General features: G+C 73.5%; 16 protein-coding genes. 6 read left to right on the top strand and 10 right to left on the bottom strand.

Features of this window, described 5'->3' with window-relative positions; genetic code table 11:
- Positions 1–110: 110 nt before the first annotated feature.
- The 8 genes from ABGB16_RS03070 to ABGB16_RS03035 form a co-directional block, all read right to left on the bottom strand.
- Positions 111–746 (bottom strand): DsbA family oxidoreductase, encoded by a 636-nt coding sequence (locus tag ABGB16_RS03070; protein ID WP_347666412.1) that lies wholly within the window; start codon positions 744–746, stop codon positions 111–113.
- 177 nt (positions 747–923) lie between these two features.
- On the bottom strand, positions 924–1352 hold the full coding sequence (locus tag ABGB16_RS03065) for a SufE family protein (RefSeq protein WP_347666411.1): 429 nt from the start codon (positions 1350–1352) through the stop codon (positions 924–926).
- Between the two features lie 69 nt (positions 1353–1421).
- A complete protein-coding gene (locus tag ABGB16_RS03060; protein ID WP_347666410.1) occupies positions 1422–1847 on the bottom strand; it encodes a CBS domain-containing protein in 426 nt (141 codons plus the stop codon).
- Between the two features lie 57 nt (positions 1848–1904).
- Complete coding sequence (locus ABGB16_RS03055) at positions 1905–3662, bottom strand: proline--tRNA ligase (RefSeq protein WP_347666409.1); 1758 nt, start codon at positions 3660–3662, stop codon at positions 1905–1907.
- Positions 3663–3876: 214 nt separating this feature from the next.
- Positions 3877–4380 (bottom strand): HIT family protein, encoded by a 504-nt coding sequence (locus tag ABGB16_RS03050; protein ID WP_347666408.1) that lies wholly within the window; start codon positions 4378–4380, stop codon positions 3877–3879.
- Between the two features lie 99 nt (positions 4381–4479).
- A complete protein-coding gene (locus ABGB16_RS03045) occupies positions 4480–4968 on the bottom strand; it encodes a hypothetical protein (RefSeq protein ID WP_347666407.1) in 489 nt (162 codons plus the stop codon).
- A 150-nt stretch (positions 4969–5118) separates the two neighbouring features.
- Positions 5119–5301: a DUF397 domain-containing protein gene (locus tag ABGB16_RS03040; RefSeq protein WP_347666406.1), complete on the bottom strand. Its 183-nt coding sequence runs from the start codon at positions 5299–5301 to the stop codon at positions 5119–5121.
- Positions 5292–6092, bottom strand: a complete 801-nt coding sequence (locus tag ABGB16_RS03035) for a helix-turn-helix transcriptional regulator (protein WP_347666405.1) — start codon at positions 6090–6092, stop codon at positions 5292–5294. The genes ABGB16_RS03040 and ABGB16_RS03035 overlap by 10 nt, the downstream gene beginning before the upstream one ends.
- A 227-nt stretch (positions 6093–6319) precedes the next feature.
- Between ABGB16_RS03035 and ABGB16_RS03030 the strand changes: the two genes are divergently transcribed.
- Both ABGB16_RS03030 and ABGB16_RS03025 read left to right on the top strand, forming a co-directional pair.
- Positions 6320–6511: a hypothetical protein gene (locus ABGB16_RS03030; RefSeq protein WP_347666404.1), complete on the top strand. Its 192-nt coding sequence runs from the start codon at positions 6320–6322 to the stop codon at positions 6509–6511.
- Entirely contained in the window at positions 6508–6840 is a 333-nt protein-coding gene (locus tag ABGB16_RS03025) for a hypothetical protein (RefSeq protein ID WP_347666403.1), read from the top strand. The genes ABGB16_RS03030 and ABGB16_RS03025 overlap by 4 nt, the downstream gene beginning before the upstream one ends.
- 78 nt (positions 6841–6918) lie before the next feature.
- On the opposite strand, the gene ABGB16_RS03020 is transcribed toward ABGB16_RS03025, so the two are convergent.
- Entirely contained in the window at positions 6919–8241 is a 1323-nt protein-coding gene (locus ABGB16_RS03020) for a hypothetical protein (protein ID WP_347666402.1), read from the bottom strand.
- Between the two features lie 623 nt (positions 8242–8864).
- On the opposite strand from ABGB16_RS03020, the gene ABGB16_RS03015 reads away from it, so the two are divergent.
- Together ABGB16_RS03015 and ABGB16_RS03010 are read left to right on the top strand one after the other, a co-directional pair.
- Positions 8865–9632 carry an SGNH/GDSL hydrolase family protein gene (locus ABGB16_RS03015; protein ID WP_347666401.1) on the top strand — a complete coding sequence of 256 codons (768 nt, stop codon included), beginning with the start codon at positions 8865–8867 and terminating at the stop codon, positions 9630–9632.
- A 37-nt stretch (positions 9633–9669) separates the two neighbouring features.
- Entirely contained in the window at positions 9670–10572 is a 903-nt protein-coding gene (locus ABGB16_RS03010; protein ID WP_347666400.1) for a sulfurtransferase, read from the top strand.
- Here ABGB16_RS03010 and ABGB16_RS03005 read toward each other — a convergent pair.
- Entirely contained in the window at positions 10562–12022 is a 1461-nt protein-coding gene (locus ABGB16_RS03005) for an MFS transporter (protein WP_347666399.1), read from the bottom strand. The genes ABGB16_RS03010 and ABGB16_RS03005 overlap by 11 nt on opposite strands.
- Before the next feature lie 163 nt (positions 12023–12185).
- On the opposite strand from ABGB16_RS03005, the gene ABGB16_RS03000 reads away from it, so the two are divergent.
- A complete protein-coding gene (locus ABGB16_RS03000) occupies positions 12186–13982 on the top strand; it encodes an HSP90 family protein (protein ID WP_347666398.1) in 1797 nt (598 codons plus the stop codon).
- The gene (locus ABGB16_RS02995) at positions 13979–16837 is read left to right on the top strand and encodes a hypothetical protein (protein WP_347666397.1); all 2859 of its coding nucleotides are present in this window, start codon (positions 13979–13981) and stop codon (positions 16835–16837) included. The genes ABGB16_RS03000 and ABGB16_RS02995 overlap by 4 nt, the downstream gene beginning before the upstream one ends.
- Positions 16838–16880 lie beyond the last annotated feature (43 nt).

Here is a 16880-nt window from a genome sequence, read left to right as displayed (position 1 = left end):
GTCGACTCCCGGCACGATCGGCGACCCGGTCGCCCGGCGGCTGACCCCGGCGCGGCTGACCCCGGCGCGGCCGGCCCCGGCGCGGCTGACCCGACGCGGCCCGGCCCCGATCAGCCGGCGGTCGACTCTCGATGCTCGACCTCGGCCAGCGCGGCCAGCAGCGTCTCCGGCTCCTGCGCGCCCGCGACTGCGTACTTGCCGGCCAGCACGAACGTCGGGACGCTGGTGACCCCGAGTTCCCGGGCGGCGGCCAGGTCGGCGGCGACCTCCAGCACCCCCTGCGACGAGTCGAGGTAGGCGCTTGCCTCGGCCTCGTCGAGGCCGAGCTCGGCGGCGATCCGGGCCAGCGCCTCGCGCGACCCCACGTTCACGCCGTCGGTGAAATGGGCCTTGTACAGGGCGTCCACCGTCTCGGCGGCGTGCCCCCGCTCGGTGGCGTACCGGACGAGCCGGTGGGCGTCGAACGTGTTGGCCATGACCGCCCGGTCGAAGTCCAGCCGCAGCCCGGAGTCCGCGGCGACGCGGGTCACGTGGGCGAACATCTGCTCGGCCCGCTCCCGCCCGCCGAACTTCGCGGCCATCCCCTCGACCAACGGCTGGGGCGTCGGCACCGGCGACGGGTCGAGCTGGAACGGGCGGTACCGGACGCTCACCTCGCCGTCGTACGACGCCAGGGCCTGCTCCAGCCGGCGCTTGCCGATGTAGCACCAGGGGCAGACCACGTCGGCGTAGATCTCGATCTCCATGACCGGCCACAACCTCCTGGTCAGCGGTTCTGTTCCCGCCTGTGGCGCGCTTGCCGGGCTCAGTCCCCGGTGGCTGGCTCGCCGGCCACCCGGCTGCGCCGCGCTTCTGGCTGCGCGGCCTCGCGGCCTCCCGGCCTCGCAGCCTCCCGACCCTGCAGCCTGCCTGCTTACCGTCCCTCAGCCTGCCTGCTCGCGGACCTGGCGCTTGAGCCGGGCCAGGATGGCGCTGCCACCTCGCACCCGCAGCGGACTGATCGCCTGCGCGAGCCCCATCCGGTGGTAGAGGTCGTCCGGCACGGCGAGCACCTGCTCGGCGTTCGCCCCGGCCAGCCCCTCGGCGAGGATGCCGGCGAACGCGCGGGTCGTGGGCGCCTCCGGCGGGCAGTCGAACCAGGTGGTGACCGTCCCGTCCGGGGTCACCTGGGCGCGCAGGAAGAACGGCGTCTGACACTCGACGACCTGCTCCATGCCCTCCCGGCCGGCCAGCTCGGGCGGCAGTGGCGGGATGACGTCGGCGAACTCCAGCAGCATCTCCAGCACCACGTCGCGGGGCGCGGCGGCGAACTCGTCGACGATCTCGGCCAGCTTGCTGGGCATCTCCGGCATGCCGTCAGGCTACCGCCGTCCGGGTTGCCCCCTCCGCCACCCGAGCCGTCGCGGAGGGGGCAGCGAGGTTCAGCTGGTCGGGGCCTTCTCGCTGATGTCGCTCAGGGCCGAGTCGGGGTCCAGCCGCATCGCCAGGTCGCCGAGGGAGACGATGCCGACGAGCTTGCGGTCGCCGTCGCAGACCAGGACCCGGCGGATGGCGCGCTCGCGCATCAGCGCGGCGGCCTCCCCCGCGGTCGAGTGCTGCTCGATCATCACCACCTCCCGGGTGACGATCGACCCGATGGTGGTGGTGGCCGGGTCGCTGCGCTCGGCCACCGCCCGGACCACGATGTCGCGATCGGTCAACATGCCGGCGAGGCTGGCCCCGTCGGTGACCACCACGTCGCCGATGTCCGACTCCTTCATCACCCTGGCCGCCTCGTCCAGTGTGGTCTCCGCCGGCAGGTAGACCACCTGCTTCGTCATCACGTCGCTGACCCGGTAACCGGTCATGAGAGCCTCCGAATGCACCTGCGCCGATTCGGAGACCCGTACCCCGTGACGCCGTCGCTACACCAGGGCACCGCGCCCGACCATCAGGCGGTCGACCAGTCCGTCCACCGGCAGCTCGGTGCGCTCGCCGGTGGCCCGGTCGCGCAGCTCGACGTACCCCTCGGCGAGGCGGCGGCCGACCACGACGGCGCGCGGGATGCCGATCAGCTCCGCGTCGGTGAACTTCACCCCCGCCGAGACGTTCGTGCGGTCGTCGACCAGCACCCGCAGGCCGGCGTTTGAGAGGCGTCCGCCGAGGTCAAGCGCCGCGTCGAGCTGCGGCCCCTTCCCGGCCGCCACCACGTGTACGTCGCACGGCGCGACCGCCGCCGGCCAGACCAGTCCCCGGTCGTCGTGGTGCTGCTCGGCGACCGCCGCCACCGCCCGCGACACCCCGATGCCGTAGCAGCCCATGATGGGCCGGACCGGCTTGCCCTCCGGCCCGAGAACGTCCACGGCGAACGCGTCGGTGAACCGGCGGCCGAGCTGGAAGACGTGCCCCACCTCGATGCCCCGGCGCATGGTCAGCTCCCCGGCGTCGCAGGCCGGGCACGGGTCGCCGGGGCGTACCTCGGCCGCCTCGATCGTGCCGTCCGGGACGAAGTCCCGCCCGCAGACGACGTCGACGGCGTGCCGGCCGGGCTCGTTCGCCCCGGTCAGCCAGGCGGTGCCCGGCACCACCCGCGGGTCGACCAGGTACCGGACGCCGAGCTTGCCGAGGATCTGCGGCCCGATGTAGCCGCGAACCAGCTCGGGCCGCCCGGCCCAGTCCTCGAAGACCGCGACGGCGGCCGGGTGCAGGGCCGCCTCGACCCGCTTCAGGTCCACCTCCCGGTCCCCGGGCAGGCCGATCACCAGCAGCTCCGCCGCCTCCGCGCCGGGGCGCCGGACGGTCAGCACCACGTTCTTCAGGGTGTCGGCGGCGGTCCAGTCCGTCCGGCCGCCCAGCCCGCGCGCGTTGGCCAGCTCGACCAGCGAGGCGATGGTCGGCGTCTCCGGGGTGTCGTGCAGCTCCGCCGCCGGGTGCGCGTCCGGGTCCCCGGCGGCCGGGGCGCGGGTCACCACCGCCTCGGTGTTCGCCGCGTACGCGCAGGCGGTGCAGCCGACGAACGTGTCCTCGCCGACCGGCGCGGCCGCCAGGAACTCCTCCGACGCCGAGCCGCCCATCGCCCCGGACATCGCCCGCACCACCGTGTAGTCCAGCCCGAGCCGGTCGAAGATCCGCTGGTACGCCTCCCGGTGCCGGTCGTACGCGGCCCGGAGCCCGGCGTCGTCCAGGTCGAACGAGTACGCGTCCTTCATCAGGAACTCGCGCCCGCGCAGCAGCCCGGCCCGCGGCCGGGCCTCGTCCCGAAACTTCGTCTGGATCTGGAACAGCGTCACCGGGAAGTCCCGGTACGAGCTGAACAGGTCCTTCACCAGCAGCGCGGCCATCTCCTCATGGGTCGGGGCGAGCAGGTGCTCGGCGCCCCTACGATCGGCCAGGGTGAAGATGTCGTCGCCGTACTCGGCCCACCGGCCGCTGGTCCGGTAGGGCTCGGCCGGCAGCAGCGCCGGGAAGTGCACCTCCTGGTCGCCGATCGCCGCCATCTCCGCCCGGACGATCTCGGTGACCCGGTCGAGCACCAGCTTGCCCAGCGGCAGCCAGGTGTAGCCGCCCGGGGCGGCGCGGCGGACGTAGCCGGCGCGGAGCAGGAGCCGGTGGCTCGGCACCTCCGCGTCGGCCGGGTCCTCGCGCAGGGTCCGGAGCAGCAGAGTCGACATGCGCAGCAGCATTGGCGCAGCGTACGACCGGCGCGGCCGGGCGGGCGAACCTATTCCGGGCTCGGTGGGGGCTCGGCGAGGGCTCGGCGGGGGCTCGGCGGGGGCTCGGCCGTGAGGCCATGTCGGCGACATGGCGGCATCCCGGTCCCCGGATACCGCAATGTCGCCGACATGGAGTGGATCAAGCTCCGATCACACGGATTTCGCAGCGAGCGATAGGTGGTGTTCAGAGTTGGATGCGGCTCCGAATGTCCCGGGCGAGGGCTGCCTGGCTGTCGTCGTCGACCCCCAGGATGCCGTTCTCAGCCATCACGGCGTGGAACTGCTGCTGGTCGTAGGGCACCCCTGGAGGCAGGGGCGCAAGGTGCCAGTGCAGGTGGGCGTTGCCCTCCTGGCTGCCGAGGCTCATGGAGTACATCCGCTCGGTCGGTAGTGTCGCCGCGATGGCACGCGCGACCGCATGCACGATGCCTTGGAATCGGAGGAACTCGCGCTGCTCCATGTCGTGCACCCAGCTTTCCAGGTGACGCTTTGACGCAACCAGGCAGTAACCGAGCAGCGTCGGGTAGCGGGCGAGGAAGGCTATGGAGTCCTCGTTCTCGTAGACGAGGTGATGCCGATAGCCGGGGTCGCCAGCGATGAACGCGCAGACGAAGCAAGGCCCTCCGCTCACCCGGCGCATGTACTGCTCGAAGTCGAACGCGGCCTTCGCGAGTTGTGGATTCCCCATCCGAGGTGGCTAGACCCGGGCCGCGCTGTGAGGGCCATGTCGGCGACATTGCGGTATCCGAGGGGCAGGGATGCCGCAATGTCGCCGACATGGAGTGGATCAAGCCCGAGCCTCGACGGTGTAGACAGGCCGCCGGCCCTCCCACGTCGACCCGTCCACTGTCAGCAGGAAAACCAACGGCCGACCTTCTACCACTTTGCTGCCACACCGCCGACTGGTGCTGGACATCTGCCAGCCGTTCGCCTGCCCGAGATCGCGGTAGTAGTCGTAGACCTCGGGAAGGGTTTGCATCTGCTCGGGGTACGCATACACGGCGTAGGCGCCGCCGATGTAAGCGCTGTCGGCGATGCCTTCGCAGGGTTGGCCGTGTTCGGCGAAGACCTGGGTCATGCCCGGAGGCGCCTCGGTTATCAGGGGGTCCTTCGCAAGTCTGGCGGCGAAGGATTCTTCGGCTGCCAGACACGAGGGCCCCGACTGCGGTATCGAGATCGGGCCCCTGAATGACAGAGGCAGCGCGACGATGATGATTCCCGGGGGGATGGCGCCCAGCGCCATCAGGCCCAGGGCCTTCGCTGCTTTGCTCAACACGTCAACTCGCCTCCCCGCGTCCGAGGACGCTACCGCAGCTGCGGTTTCGGTCGGCTGAACCGTCTCCGGGTTGGTGTAACGGCACATCCGGGATCCGACGTGCGGATGGCCCGAACGACAAGGCCGGGGCCATCCCTGTCGTGTCCTTTGTCAGGGGCGCTTGGTGTACTCGATGAAGGCGCGCCAGGTGTGGGGGGCGAAGGTGAGCACCGGGCCGGTCGGGTCCTTGCTGTCGCGTACGCCGACGACGCCGGGCAGGTTGTCGGCCACCTCCACGCACTCGCTGTTCCCGCTGCGAGCGGCTTTGCGCCAGATTGCGCCGGTCAACTCCATGACGTCATCACTTCCTTCATCAGCAGCATCGACTGCCGCTGAGGTAGGGCCTCACTGCGGATGCTCTCCCATCTGGAGATCAGGGTAGCCACGTCCTCATCCTTGTCGACCGGTGTGCCGCCGAGCTGGTTCTCCAGGTAGCCGACCCAGCCGCCGTCGCCGTCTCGTGCAAGGGTGAACGGACCAGCCAGTCCAACATGCACGCTGACCTCTGCCGGGATGACGTGCACGCTGATATGCGGACGCTCGACGCACTCGATCAGGTGCGTGATCTGCTGCGCCATCAGGCCCCGGAACCCCTCGTCCACGCGGCGGAGAGCGGCCTCTTCGATCACCGCCACAAGCTTGGGCGGCTGCTGCTGGCCGAGAATCGCCTGTCGGTCCAGCCGGATCGCCACCCGCTTCTCGACCTCGTCGTCGCTCAGCATGTCGTCTGCTCGAATCACGGCTCGGGCATAGTTCTCCGTCTGCAAGAGGCCGGGAATGAGCGTCGGGTGGTAGCACCTGAGCTGGCGGGCGTTGCGCTCGGCTTCCAGCCACGGCCGGAGATAGTTCGGCTGGCGGTCCAGTTCCGCCATCTTGAGCAGCGACATCAGCAGGCCGCCCGTGTTCAGGACCTCGTCCGCCCGCTTCAGGAAATGGCGGTCGGCTGGTCGTTGACCTAGCTCCAACGCGGACACCTGCGAGCCCGAGAAGTGAACGAGTTTCCCGAAATCCTCCTGGCTGAGCCCGGCGTTCTGGCGTAGCCGGCGCAGTTGTGCCCGGATCAGCTCGACGGTCTCACCTTCCACGCTTCCTCCACGATTCTTCCGGCGCTTTCCACGGCCGCTCGGGGCGCACGAAACAGCCGACCGGACCCTCTCCAGCCCGACCCTCAATGCCTTCCGACAGTAGTGCCGTCCTCAGCAGACTGTTACACGACGGGCCGCCTCCCGTCCGGCCCGTCTCGGGGCCGTGCGCGAATCCATTCCCCCGGTGCGGCGCACGGCCCCGTCCCAGATCGCTGAAGGAGTTCGAGATGCGCAACCCGCTGCGCCTGTTCCGGTGCCGTACGGCCGTGCCGCCGCCACCGCTGCCCCGCCGGGTCCGGGGGGACAACCTGCCGGACTGGATGCGCGAGCCGACCCGGATCCTGCCGACGATGGACGCCGGGCGCCCCGGCCGGCTGACCCGGGCTCAGGAGTGGCGGGCCAACGGAGGGCGCTGGTGATTGCCGGGCGCCTCCCGGTGCCCCGCCTCGGGCCGTACCCGGACCGGCCGCGGGCGTACCCGCCGGGTCACCCGCCGCACCTGCCGCTGCGTCCGCTGTGGGTGTGCCGGGCCTGCGGGTCGCCGTGGCCGTGCGCGGAGGCGCGGCTGCTGCTCCGCGTCGAGTACGACGGCAGCCCCGTCGACCTGGCGATCTACCTGTCCGGGCTGTACCACGAGGCCACGCACGACCTGTTCCGGCTGAACCCGTACGACGGCCCGACCCCGCGCGAGCTGTTCGATCGCTTCGTCGCCTGGGCCCCGTACCGGAAAGGGGTGGCCGACCGATGACCGCGGCGGTGCCGCGAAAGGGGCGGCCCACCCACCGGTGGCCGCCCCTCTGCCGTGCCCTGCGCGACGCCGGCCGGGTCAGCGCACCTCGGCCTTCACGTACGCTGCCCACTGCTTGGCGAAGTCGTCGTACGACACGCCGAGAACCTCTCGCGTGACGTCCTGGATCTTCTTGCCCCGGTAGTGCTCGATGACCAACTGGAAGAGCTTCTGCGCGCCGTACCGTTCCGCGATGAAGCTCATCGTCGAGTGGGCGAGCCAGTAGTGGTAGCTCCCGCGCCCCGCCATGTTCCACAGGCCGTTGCTCGGCAGGGGTAGGTCGTAGTTGAGGGAGCGGAGCACCGCCTTGCCCGAGGCCGCGCGTTCGCTGGCGGTGAAGGGCTGCTGTTCGTAGCCCAGGTACTCGGCGAACCCCTCGACCACCCAGTGTTCCCGGCCGTCGAGGGACGTCGCCCCCGGGCCGTGGTCGGCGAAGTTGTTCATGAGCGCGTGGGCCAACTCGTGCCGGAACAGCACCGACGGGGACTCCTGCGCGCCCGCGCCGAAGAAGGACCGGTCCGTGACGTCGACCAGCACACGGCTGCCCCCGACATCCGGGCCCTCGTCGTCGTCGACCGCCGACGCGGGCGGGAAGCCGAGGGCCATCCCGGACTCGCTGGTCGGCGCCTCCTTCCTCGTCTGGTAGAGCGCGCCCAGCTCCTTCTTCCCCTTCACCAGGCTGATGACGAAGCCCTGCGGGAACTCGCCGGTCACCCCGCCGGCCCGTACGGCGTCGAGGGTCTGCTCGGCGGCGCGCTCGGCCACCGGCGCGTACCGCTGCGCCTCCGCCCGCAGCGACGCATCGACGATCAGCACCGTGTGCGGCGTCTTCTCCACGTGGATGTTCTGCCACCTGTCCCAGGGCGCCGGGTGGTAGCTCATCTCCGTCTGCTTGAAGCCCTGCGGGACGTGCCCGGCCGCGGTGATCTTCAGTGGGGCGCCCTTGCCGGTACGGACGACGGTCCAGGTGTACATCTCGCCGACCGCCGCGCGGTCGTACTCGAACCGGTGGTTGAACGACACCGTCAGCTCGAAGCTGTGCCCCGCCCCGAAGGGCTTGAACTCGCCCTTGCGCAGCCGCACGAAACTGGCCTCGACCAGCGGGACCTTGCTCAGATTCTGGAACAGGGTGGTCTGCTGGGCGACCAGCCTTTTGTCGGCCGGGTCGAACGGGGCCAGGAACGCCTTCAGGTCCCGATCCTTGAGCGCCCTGGTGTGCTCGGCGAGCAGGGCCTCGATCTCCGCGGGCCGGACCGGGCCGTCCCGCTCGTCCAGCGCCTCCGCCGAACTGCCGTCCTGCCGGTCGACGTAGGCCTTCAGCCCGAACGCCGACCCGGCGCAGAGCGCCAGGACCACCACCACGGCCGTGAGAGAGACCCAGAGCCAGCGCTTCGACCTCTTGGCCGGAGGCGGCGGACCGTACGACCCCGCGGGGCCGACGTGCGCGGGCGGCGGGTAAGGCCCCGGGCCGTACGGGCCCGCGGGCGTAGATGTCGCCGGCCCGGCGGGCGGTGGCGCCGGTGGGCCGTACGGCGGGGGTGCCGGCGTCGGGTACGGCCCGGGCGGGGTGGGCGGCGGCGGCCCCCACGCTCCCGGCACCGGTTGACCCGGCGGGGGCGGGACAGGCGCGGAGGGCGGTCCCTCGGTCATGTCGGATCCTCGCTGGTGTTCGTCGGATCGGGGAGGCATCCACGGGCGACCGCCGATGCGTGACCCCCGGACGGGATCCGCGACATTATTTCTGGAGCCCCGCGGTCAGTTCTGCCCCGCCCTTCCGGTTCTGCCCCGCCATTCCCGCGAGCCGACGCCCGCCGCCCCTGTGGAGCTGCCCCGCCTGTGCGCCCGGGACGCCGTGCCCCGCCAGTGCGGGACGGCCCGGGACGGCCTGGGAGTTGGGACACGTCCCCTCGGGCCGGTACGTCCGGCCGCGGGGGCGGTGCCAGACTGGGCGCCGCGGGGCGATCCGAGGACGTGGGAGGGACGCAGTGCGCTGGCGCAGCTTCGTGGCGGTGGGCGACAGCTTCACCGAGGGCATGGACGACGCGTACCCGGACGGCACCTACCGCGGCTGGGCGGACCTGGTCGCGACCCGGCTGGCCGCCGAGGCGGGCCCCGACTTCCGGTACGCGAACCTGGCCATCCGGGGCCGCCTCTTCCCCAACGTCGTCGCCGAGCAGGTGCCGGCCGCCCTGGCGATGAAGCCGGATCTGATCAGCTTCGCGGCGGGCGGCAACGACGTGCTGCGCCGCACCTTCGACCCGAACGCCCTGGTCGCCCGCTTCGACGACGTCGTCGGCGAGCTTCGCTCCACCGGCACCGACGTGGTGCTGTTCCGGTTCGCCGACGTGATGGCCCGGCTGCCCGGCCAGCGGCTGGTCGCCCCCCGGGTCGCGCTGCTCAACAAGGCGGTCGGGGAGACCGCCGAGCGCCACGGGGCGATCCTCGTCGACCTGTACGCCGACGACACGTACCTGAACCCGATGCTGTGGAGCACGGACCGGCTGCACCTGTCGCCGGCCGGGCACCGGCGGGTCGCCGGGCAGGTGCTGGCCGCGCTCGGGGTCGGCTGCGACGAGGAGTGGCTGATGGTCCCGCCGTACCCCGCCCCGACGCCCTGGCTGGCCGCCCGCGCCGCGGACCTGCGCTGGGCGGGGCAGCACCTGATGCCGTGGATCAAGCGCCGACTGACGGGCCGCTCGTCGGGCGACACCGTCATCGCGAAGCGCCCGTCACTCAGCCCGATCAGCGACTGACCGGTCGCGCGGCGCGAACCGGCGTACCTTGGGGATCATGGCTGTGCCGAGTGATCCCGACCCCCGCCTCCAGTCGTACGCCGACCCGCGGCGACTGGTCACCACCGAGTGGCTCGCCGAGCACCTGGGCGACGCGGGCCTGGTCGTGATCGAGTCCGACGAGGACGTGCTGCTCTACGACACCGGGCACATCCCCGGCGCCGTGAAGGTCGACTGGCACACGGAGCTGAACGACCAGGTCACTCGCGACTACCTGGACGGCCCCGCCTTCGCCGAGCTGTGCGCCGCCAAGGGCATCGGCCGGGACGACACCGTCGTCTTCTACGGCGACAACTTCAACTGGTGGGCCGCGTACGCCCTCTGGGTCTTCTCCCTGTTCGGCCACCCGGATGTGCGGCTGCTCGACGGTGGCCGGCAGAAGTGGGTGGCCGAGGGGCGGGAGCTGACCCGGGAGCGGCCCACCCGGCCCCGCGCCCAGTATCCGGTGCCGGTGCGCGACGACGCGCCGATCCGCGCGTACCGGGAGCAGGTGATGGCGCATGTCGCCGCCGGCCGGCCGCTGGTCGACGTGCGGTCGCCGGGCGAGTACACCGGCGAGATGCTGCACATGCCGGACTATCCGCAGGAGGGCGCGCTGCGCGGCGGGCACATCCCGGGCGCGGTGAACAAGCCGTGGAAGTCCGCGGCCAACGACGACGGCACCTTCAGGTCGCCGGACGAGCTGCGCGCCATCTACGCCGACCAGCTCGGGCTGAGCCCGGACGACGACGTGATCGCGTACTGCCGGATCGGGGAGCGGTCCAGCCACACCTGGTTCGTGCTGCGGCACCTGCTCGGCTGGCCGCAGGTGCGCAACTACGACGGCTCGTGGACCGAGTGGGGCAACCTGGTCCGGGCGCCGGTGGCGAAGGGCGACCAGCCGGGCGGCCTCAGCGGCTGACCGACGCGCCGCCGGCCGGCTCGGCCGCGTTGTTTCCAGCAGGCCCGGTCTCGCCGGCGGCGTCGGCGTCGCCGGTGGGGCAGGGCACCCCGGCGACCTTGTTCGCGGCGATCCGCTCGCCCCGGAGGGCGCGCCAGCCGAGGATCGTGGCCAGGGCGAACGTCGCCGCAGCGGCCCAGCCGACCGGCGCCACCCCGTACGCGCGGCCGGCGAGCCCGGCCAGCGTCGCGCCGACCGGTGCCGTCAGCAGCCCCGCCACCCGTTGCGCCGCGCCGACCCGGCCGAGCAGCGCGGGCGGTACGTGCCGCTGCCCGTACGACGCCGACAGGCTGTTCCAGACGGAGGTGCCGGCGGCGAGGACGGCGAGCGCGAGCCCGCCCGGCACCGGGTGCCGGGACAGGGCGAGCCCGACCAGCGCCAGCGTCTGCCCGGCGAGCACCAGGCGCAGCACGGGCAGTGTGCCGTACCGGGCGGCGAGGCGGCCGGCCCCGAGCGCGCCGGCCAGCCCGCCGAGCACCACCCCGGCCAGGAACACCCCGTACGCCTCCTCGGGTACGCGGAGCACGTCCAGGGCGTAGAGCACCAGCACCGCCATCAGCCCGCTGATCGCCAGGTTCGTGAGCGCCGCGAGTCCGGTGACCCGCCCCACCACCCGGTCCCGCCGTACCCAGCGCACTCCAACCCACGCCTCCCGCCACACCGCCCCCCACCGCTCCGCGATCTTGCACTTTCGGCCCTTGTTCTGTCCTGTTTCGACGAATTTGTCGGGGCCGTAACTGCCAGATCGCGGGAGGGATGGGGTGAGGGTGAGGGCGAGGAACGCGGCTCCGGCGAAGGTCAGCGCGTCGAGGGCGAAGGGGAGGGGCGGGGCGGCCGCGAAGAGGAGGCCCGCGACCGGGGCGCCCAGCAGGCCGCCCGCGACCGCCGTGCCGGCCTGGAGGCGACCGTTGGCGGCGGCGAGCCGGTCCGGGCGTACCACGGCGGGCAGCACCGCGAAGCTCGCCGCGTCGAAGAGCGCGCCGAGCGCGGCGAGCAGGAACGCGGCCAGCGCCAGCAGCCCGACGCCGGCCCGGCCGGTCGCGACGACGACGGCCAGCGCGGCCACCACGACGGCGCGCAGCCCGTCCACCGCGGCCATCGTCCGCCGCCGGTCCCAGCGGTCCGCGTACACGCCGCCGAGCAGGCCGAACAGCAGCGGCGGGAGCTGCCCGGCGACGGTCACCACGGCCAGCGCGCGGGGGTCGCGGGTCAGGGTCGCGGCCAGCAGCGCCAGCGCGGGCGTACGCAGGCTGTCGCCGAACCGGGAGATGACGGTGGCGGACCAGAGCAGCCGATAGTTGCGACCGAGCCGGGCCGGCCGGTGCCCGGCAGCGACGCGGGTCGGGGCGGTAGGCGTCATGCCCCGGGACCCTCGGGCCTCGACCCGGTCGAGGGTCAAGTCGAGGGTCAAGCGGACACGGGCCGAAGGACGGGTGGCGCTGGTCAGGGTCAAGCGGCACGGGCCGAGGGCGGGCCGGGGCCAGCGCGTCCCGCCCGGACGGCGAATTGGGGCAGGCGCGCGTCGGGGATCACCGGTACGGTGAGCGCCGGCATCGGACCCTGGAGCAGACAGCGTGGACCGCACCTTCCAGGTCGACCTCCGCGGCGTGGTCGACCTGCTCAGTCACCATCTCTACGGCAGCCCGCGGGTCTACGTCCGCGAGCTGATGCAGAACGCGCTGGACGCGATCACCGCGCGTCGGGCCGCCGAGCCGGACGCCCCGGGGCTGGTCCGGATCGAGCCGCCCGAGCTGACCGGCGACGGCACGCTGCGGGTGCACGACACGGGCATCGGGCTCACCGAGGCGCAGGTGCACGAGCTGCTGGCCACCATCGGGCGCAGCTCGAAGCGCGACGACCTCGGCTTCTCCCGCCACGAGTTCCTCGGCCAGTTCGGCATCGGGCTGCTCTCCTGCTTCCTGGTCGCCGACGAGATCCGGGTGGTCACCCGGCACGCCGACCAGCCCACCGTGCTCTGGACGGGCCACTCCGACGGCCGGTACTCCGTGGCACTCGCCGCGGCCGGCGAGCAGCGGCCGGAGCCGGGCACGACGGTGATCCTCGTGCCGCGGCGCGACGCCGACCAGTGGTTCGCCACCGCGACCGTCACCGAGCTGGCCCGGCTCTACGGGTCGCTGCTGCCGGTGACCGTCCGGGTGGGCGACGTGGTGACCACCGCCGGCGACCCGCCGTGGCCCACCACCCCGGGCGCGCCGGTCGACCGTCCGGCCCTGGTCCGGTACGCCCGCCAGGCCCTCGGCGTCGACCCGTTCGACGTCGTGCCGCTGTCCGTGCCCGAGGCGGGGCTGACCGGCGTCGCCTTCATCCTGCCGACCCCGGTGAACCCGGCCGTCCGCGCCGGCCACCGGGTCCACCTCAAGCGGATGCTGCTCACCGAGCACGCCGACGGGCTGCTGCCCGACTGGGCGTTCTTCGCCCACTGCGTCGTGGACGCCACCGAGCTGCGGCCCACCGCCAGCCGCGAGGCGCTCTACGAGGACGGCCTGCTCACCGCAACCCGGGACGCCCTGGGCGAGCAGGTACGCGGCTGGCTGGTCCGGCTGGCCCGGCACGACCCGCGCCGGCTGGCCGAGTTCCTCCAGGTGCACCACCTCGGCGTCAAGGCGCTCGCCCTGCACGACGACGAGATGCTCCGCCTCGTCGACCAGTGGTGGCCGATGGACACCAACGTCGGCACGCTCACGCTGGCCGAGTTCCGGCAGCGGCACGGCCTGGTCCGCTACGCCGCCAGCCTGGACGAGTTCCGCCAGCTCGCGGCCGTCGCCGCCGCGCAGGACCTGGCCGTGGTCAACGCCGGCTACACGTACGACACCGAGCTGATCGAGCGGCTGCCCACCGTGGACCGGTCGGTGCTGATCGAACGGCTGGAGCCCAGCGACGTCACCACCCGCTTCGACGGCCTGGACCCGCAGGTCGAGCTGGCCCTGCGGCCGTTCCTCGCCGGGGCGCAGCGGGCCCTGGAACGGCTCGGCTGCGAGGTGGTGGTCCGGGCGTACGATCCGGTCTCGCTGCCCGCCCTCTACCTGGTCAGCCGGTCGGCGGCGTTCCACGACCAGCTCGCCGCGAGCCGGGACCGGGCCGACGAGCTGTGGGGTGGGGTGCTCGACGCGCTGGCCGCGTCGGCCCCGCCGGACCGGCCGCAGCTGGTGCTCAACCACCGCAACCCGCTGGTCCGCCGGGTCACCACGCTCGACGACCCGGACCTGGTCGCGCTCGCGGTCGAGGCGCTGTACGGGCAGGCCCTGCTGCTCGGGCACCACCCCATCCGCGCGGCCGACGCCGCGCTGCTGAACAGTTCCTTCCTCGGCCTGCTCGGCCGGGCCGTGCCGGGACGGGAGGTCGGGCAGTGAGCGACGACGAACTGTGGCGGATGCTGCACGAGGTCAGCGCCATGCCGTTCGGGGCCGGGCAGGTGGCGGCCGTGGAGCAGCTGCTGCGCCGGGCCGACGCCGGCGACGACCGGCACCTCGCCTTCGCCGCCCGGATGCAGGCCACCACCGCGTACGTCTACGGCGGGGAGCGGGCCAAGTCGTTCGTCACCTTCTCCTGGTGCCTGGCGGAGTTCGACCGCGACCCGCAGCCGTACCACCGGCGCTACAGCCACCAGCTGCTCTGGCACTTCAAGTACATGGTCAACGCGATGTTGAAGTTCCCGGAGCTGCCGCTGGACCGCACGTACGCGGTGCTCGACGACATGGAGCGCCGCTACCGGGACTCCGGGCACAGCCTCCAGGCCGTGTACAAGCACCGGTACCGGGTCGCCGACCACGTGGGCGACGCCGAGGCGGCCGAGCGGTGGTACCGGCTGTGGCTGACCACCCCGCGCGACGAGCTGTCCGACTGCGCCGGCTGCGACCCGAGCACCCAGGTCGCCCACCTCAGTGACGTCGGCCGCCACGAGGAGGCGGTGGCGCTGGCCGAGCCGGTCCTGGCCGGCCGGCTGACCTGCGCCGAACAGCCGCAGGCGATTCTCACCGCGCTGCTCGTGCCGTATCTGCGCACCGGCCGCCACGACGCGGCCCGGGACGCGCACCGGGAGGCGTACCGGCGGCTGCGCGGCAACCTCTCCGACCTGTGGGACATCGGCGACCACGTCGAGTTCTGCACGCTGACCGGCAACGAGGCCCGGGCGGTCGAGATCGTCGAGCGGCACCTGGACTGGCTGGACCGGGCGCCCACCCCGGCCGCCGCGATGCACTTCGCGGCCACCGCCTCCGCCGCGCTGCGGGCGGCGGCCGAGACCGGCGACGTCGTGCTGCACCGCCGAGCCTCCGGCGACCGGCCGGCGGGCGAGGTGTCCGCCGACGCGCTCGCCGCCGAGCTGGCCGGGACCGCGACCGCGCTGGCCGCCCGCTTCGACGCCCGCAACGGCTCGTCGCGCCAGTCGGAGTGGATTGCCCATCGGCTGGCCGTCCGGCCCACCGGGGAGCACCTGCCGCTGTCGGCCAGCCTGCGCCGCCGTCCCGCCCCGCCGGGTGGCCCTGCCCGGGTCCCGGCCCAGGCGGCCGCCCCGGCCGTCGAGGTGACCGTCCCGGCCGAAGCCACCGCCGACGAGCTGCTCGACCTGGCCGAGGAGTGCCTGCGTACCCACCGCCGCGACGGGCTCGTGGCCGCCCTTGCCGCGTACGACGAGCGGTTCGGCGGGGCCGAGCTGCCGCCCCGGACGGCGGCCCGCCGGGTGGAGCTGCGCTCGGGCGAGCTGACCCAGGCCGACGGCCCGGAGGCGGCGCGGGCGGCGAACCGGGCGGCGCTGGCCGCGTACCGGGAGCTGTCGGACCCGGTCCGGGAGCAGGTGGTCGCGGGCCGGCTCGGGGTGCTGCTCTGCATGGGCGGTGAGGATCCCGAGGAGGGACTGTCACTGGCCCGGGGGGCCGTCGACTTCTTCGACGGGCACGGCGACATCCGGGAGCGGGCCTCCGCGTACGACCGGCTCGCCCTGGCGCTGGTGCACCTGGGACGCTGGGAGGAGGCGCTCGCCGCCGTCGACCGGGCGGCGGGCGAGGCGGACGTCGACCCGTGGCTGGCCGCCCGGGTGTCGGTGCACCGCGCCCACATTCTGGAGGAGCTCGACCGGCCCGAGGAGTTCCGGGCGGCGGCCGAGCTCGCCCTCCGGTCGGCCCGCGAGGTCGGGGTCGGCGAGCTGGTTGCGGACGCCGCCCTGGCGTACGCGCGGGCGGTGGACGACCCGGCCGAGATGGTGGCCGCCTGCGACGAGGCGCTTCCGCACGCCCCGGCGGGGAGTCGCCTGCCGGTGCGGGTGTTCCGGGCGAGGGCGCTGCTGGCCGCCGACCGCGCGGCCGAGGCGGTGGACGACTTCGTCGAGGCGGTGACCCTCTGCGTGGAGCAGGGCGCCGACGGGGATGCCCTGCTGCGCTGGGAGCTGGCGAACGCGTACCGGGTGGCCGGGCGGCCCGCCGAGGCCGCCGAGGTGGCCGAGGAGGCGGTGCTCGGGCTGGACCGGCTCGGCGCGCAGGCCGAGGCCGACCGGTGCCGGCACCTCCTGGCCGGGATCTACGTCGACCTGGGTGAGCTGGACCCGGCGCTCGCCCTGCTGGAGCAGCTGGCCCGCAACCTCGACGGCCCCGACAACCTGCCGCACCGGGCGCAGGTGCTGGAGGAGGCCGGCGACCTGCTCTACGACGCCGACCGGGACGCGCTGGCCGCGCAGCGGTTCGCCGAGGCGGCGGTTGCGTACCGGCTGGCCGGGGCGGCGGTCGACGAGCTGCGTGCCCGACGCCGGGTGGCCGACGCGCTGTCCTGGTCCGGCGACGTGCCGGCGGCGGTACGCGCGGTCGAGGTGCTGGACGGGCTCGCCGCCGCGTTGACCGGGCAGCCGGAGGAACCGCCGGTGGTGACGTACGAGTTGGCGCTCGCGACCGAGGTCGCGGCCCGGGTGCTGGCCGGCGACGGGCGCCCCGACGAGGCGCTGGATCGGCTGGCCGGGGTGCCGGCGCGGTTGCGGTCGATCGAGGCGTTCGGGGAGGCGGCGCGGGTCGAGCTGCTCACCGGCGAGCTGCTGGCGCGCGCGGGCCGGCTCGGGGAGGCCGAGCGGCTGCTGCGCGAGGTGCTCGGCGGGCTGCCGTCGGGTTCCCGACCGGCGGCCCGGGCCGCGTGGCTGCTGGCCGGTGTGCTGGACGAGCTGGGCCGCCCCGACGACGCGGCGGCGGTGCGCGAGGAGCACGGCCTGACGGCCGACGGGGACTGAGCCCGTACGCAGGAGCACGGCCTGACGGCCGACGGGGACTGAG

The sequence above is a fragment of the Micromonospora sp. B11E3 genome (genome assembly GCF_039871625.1).
In the GTDB taxonomy this organism is placed as follows: domain Bacteria; phylum Actinomycetota; class Actinomycetes; order Mycobacteriales; family Micromonosporaceae; genus Micromonospora.
The sequence above is the reverse complement of the archived record's forward strand: the minus strand, read 5'-3'. Positions and strand labels throughout refer to the sequence as shown.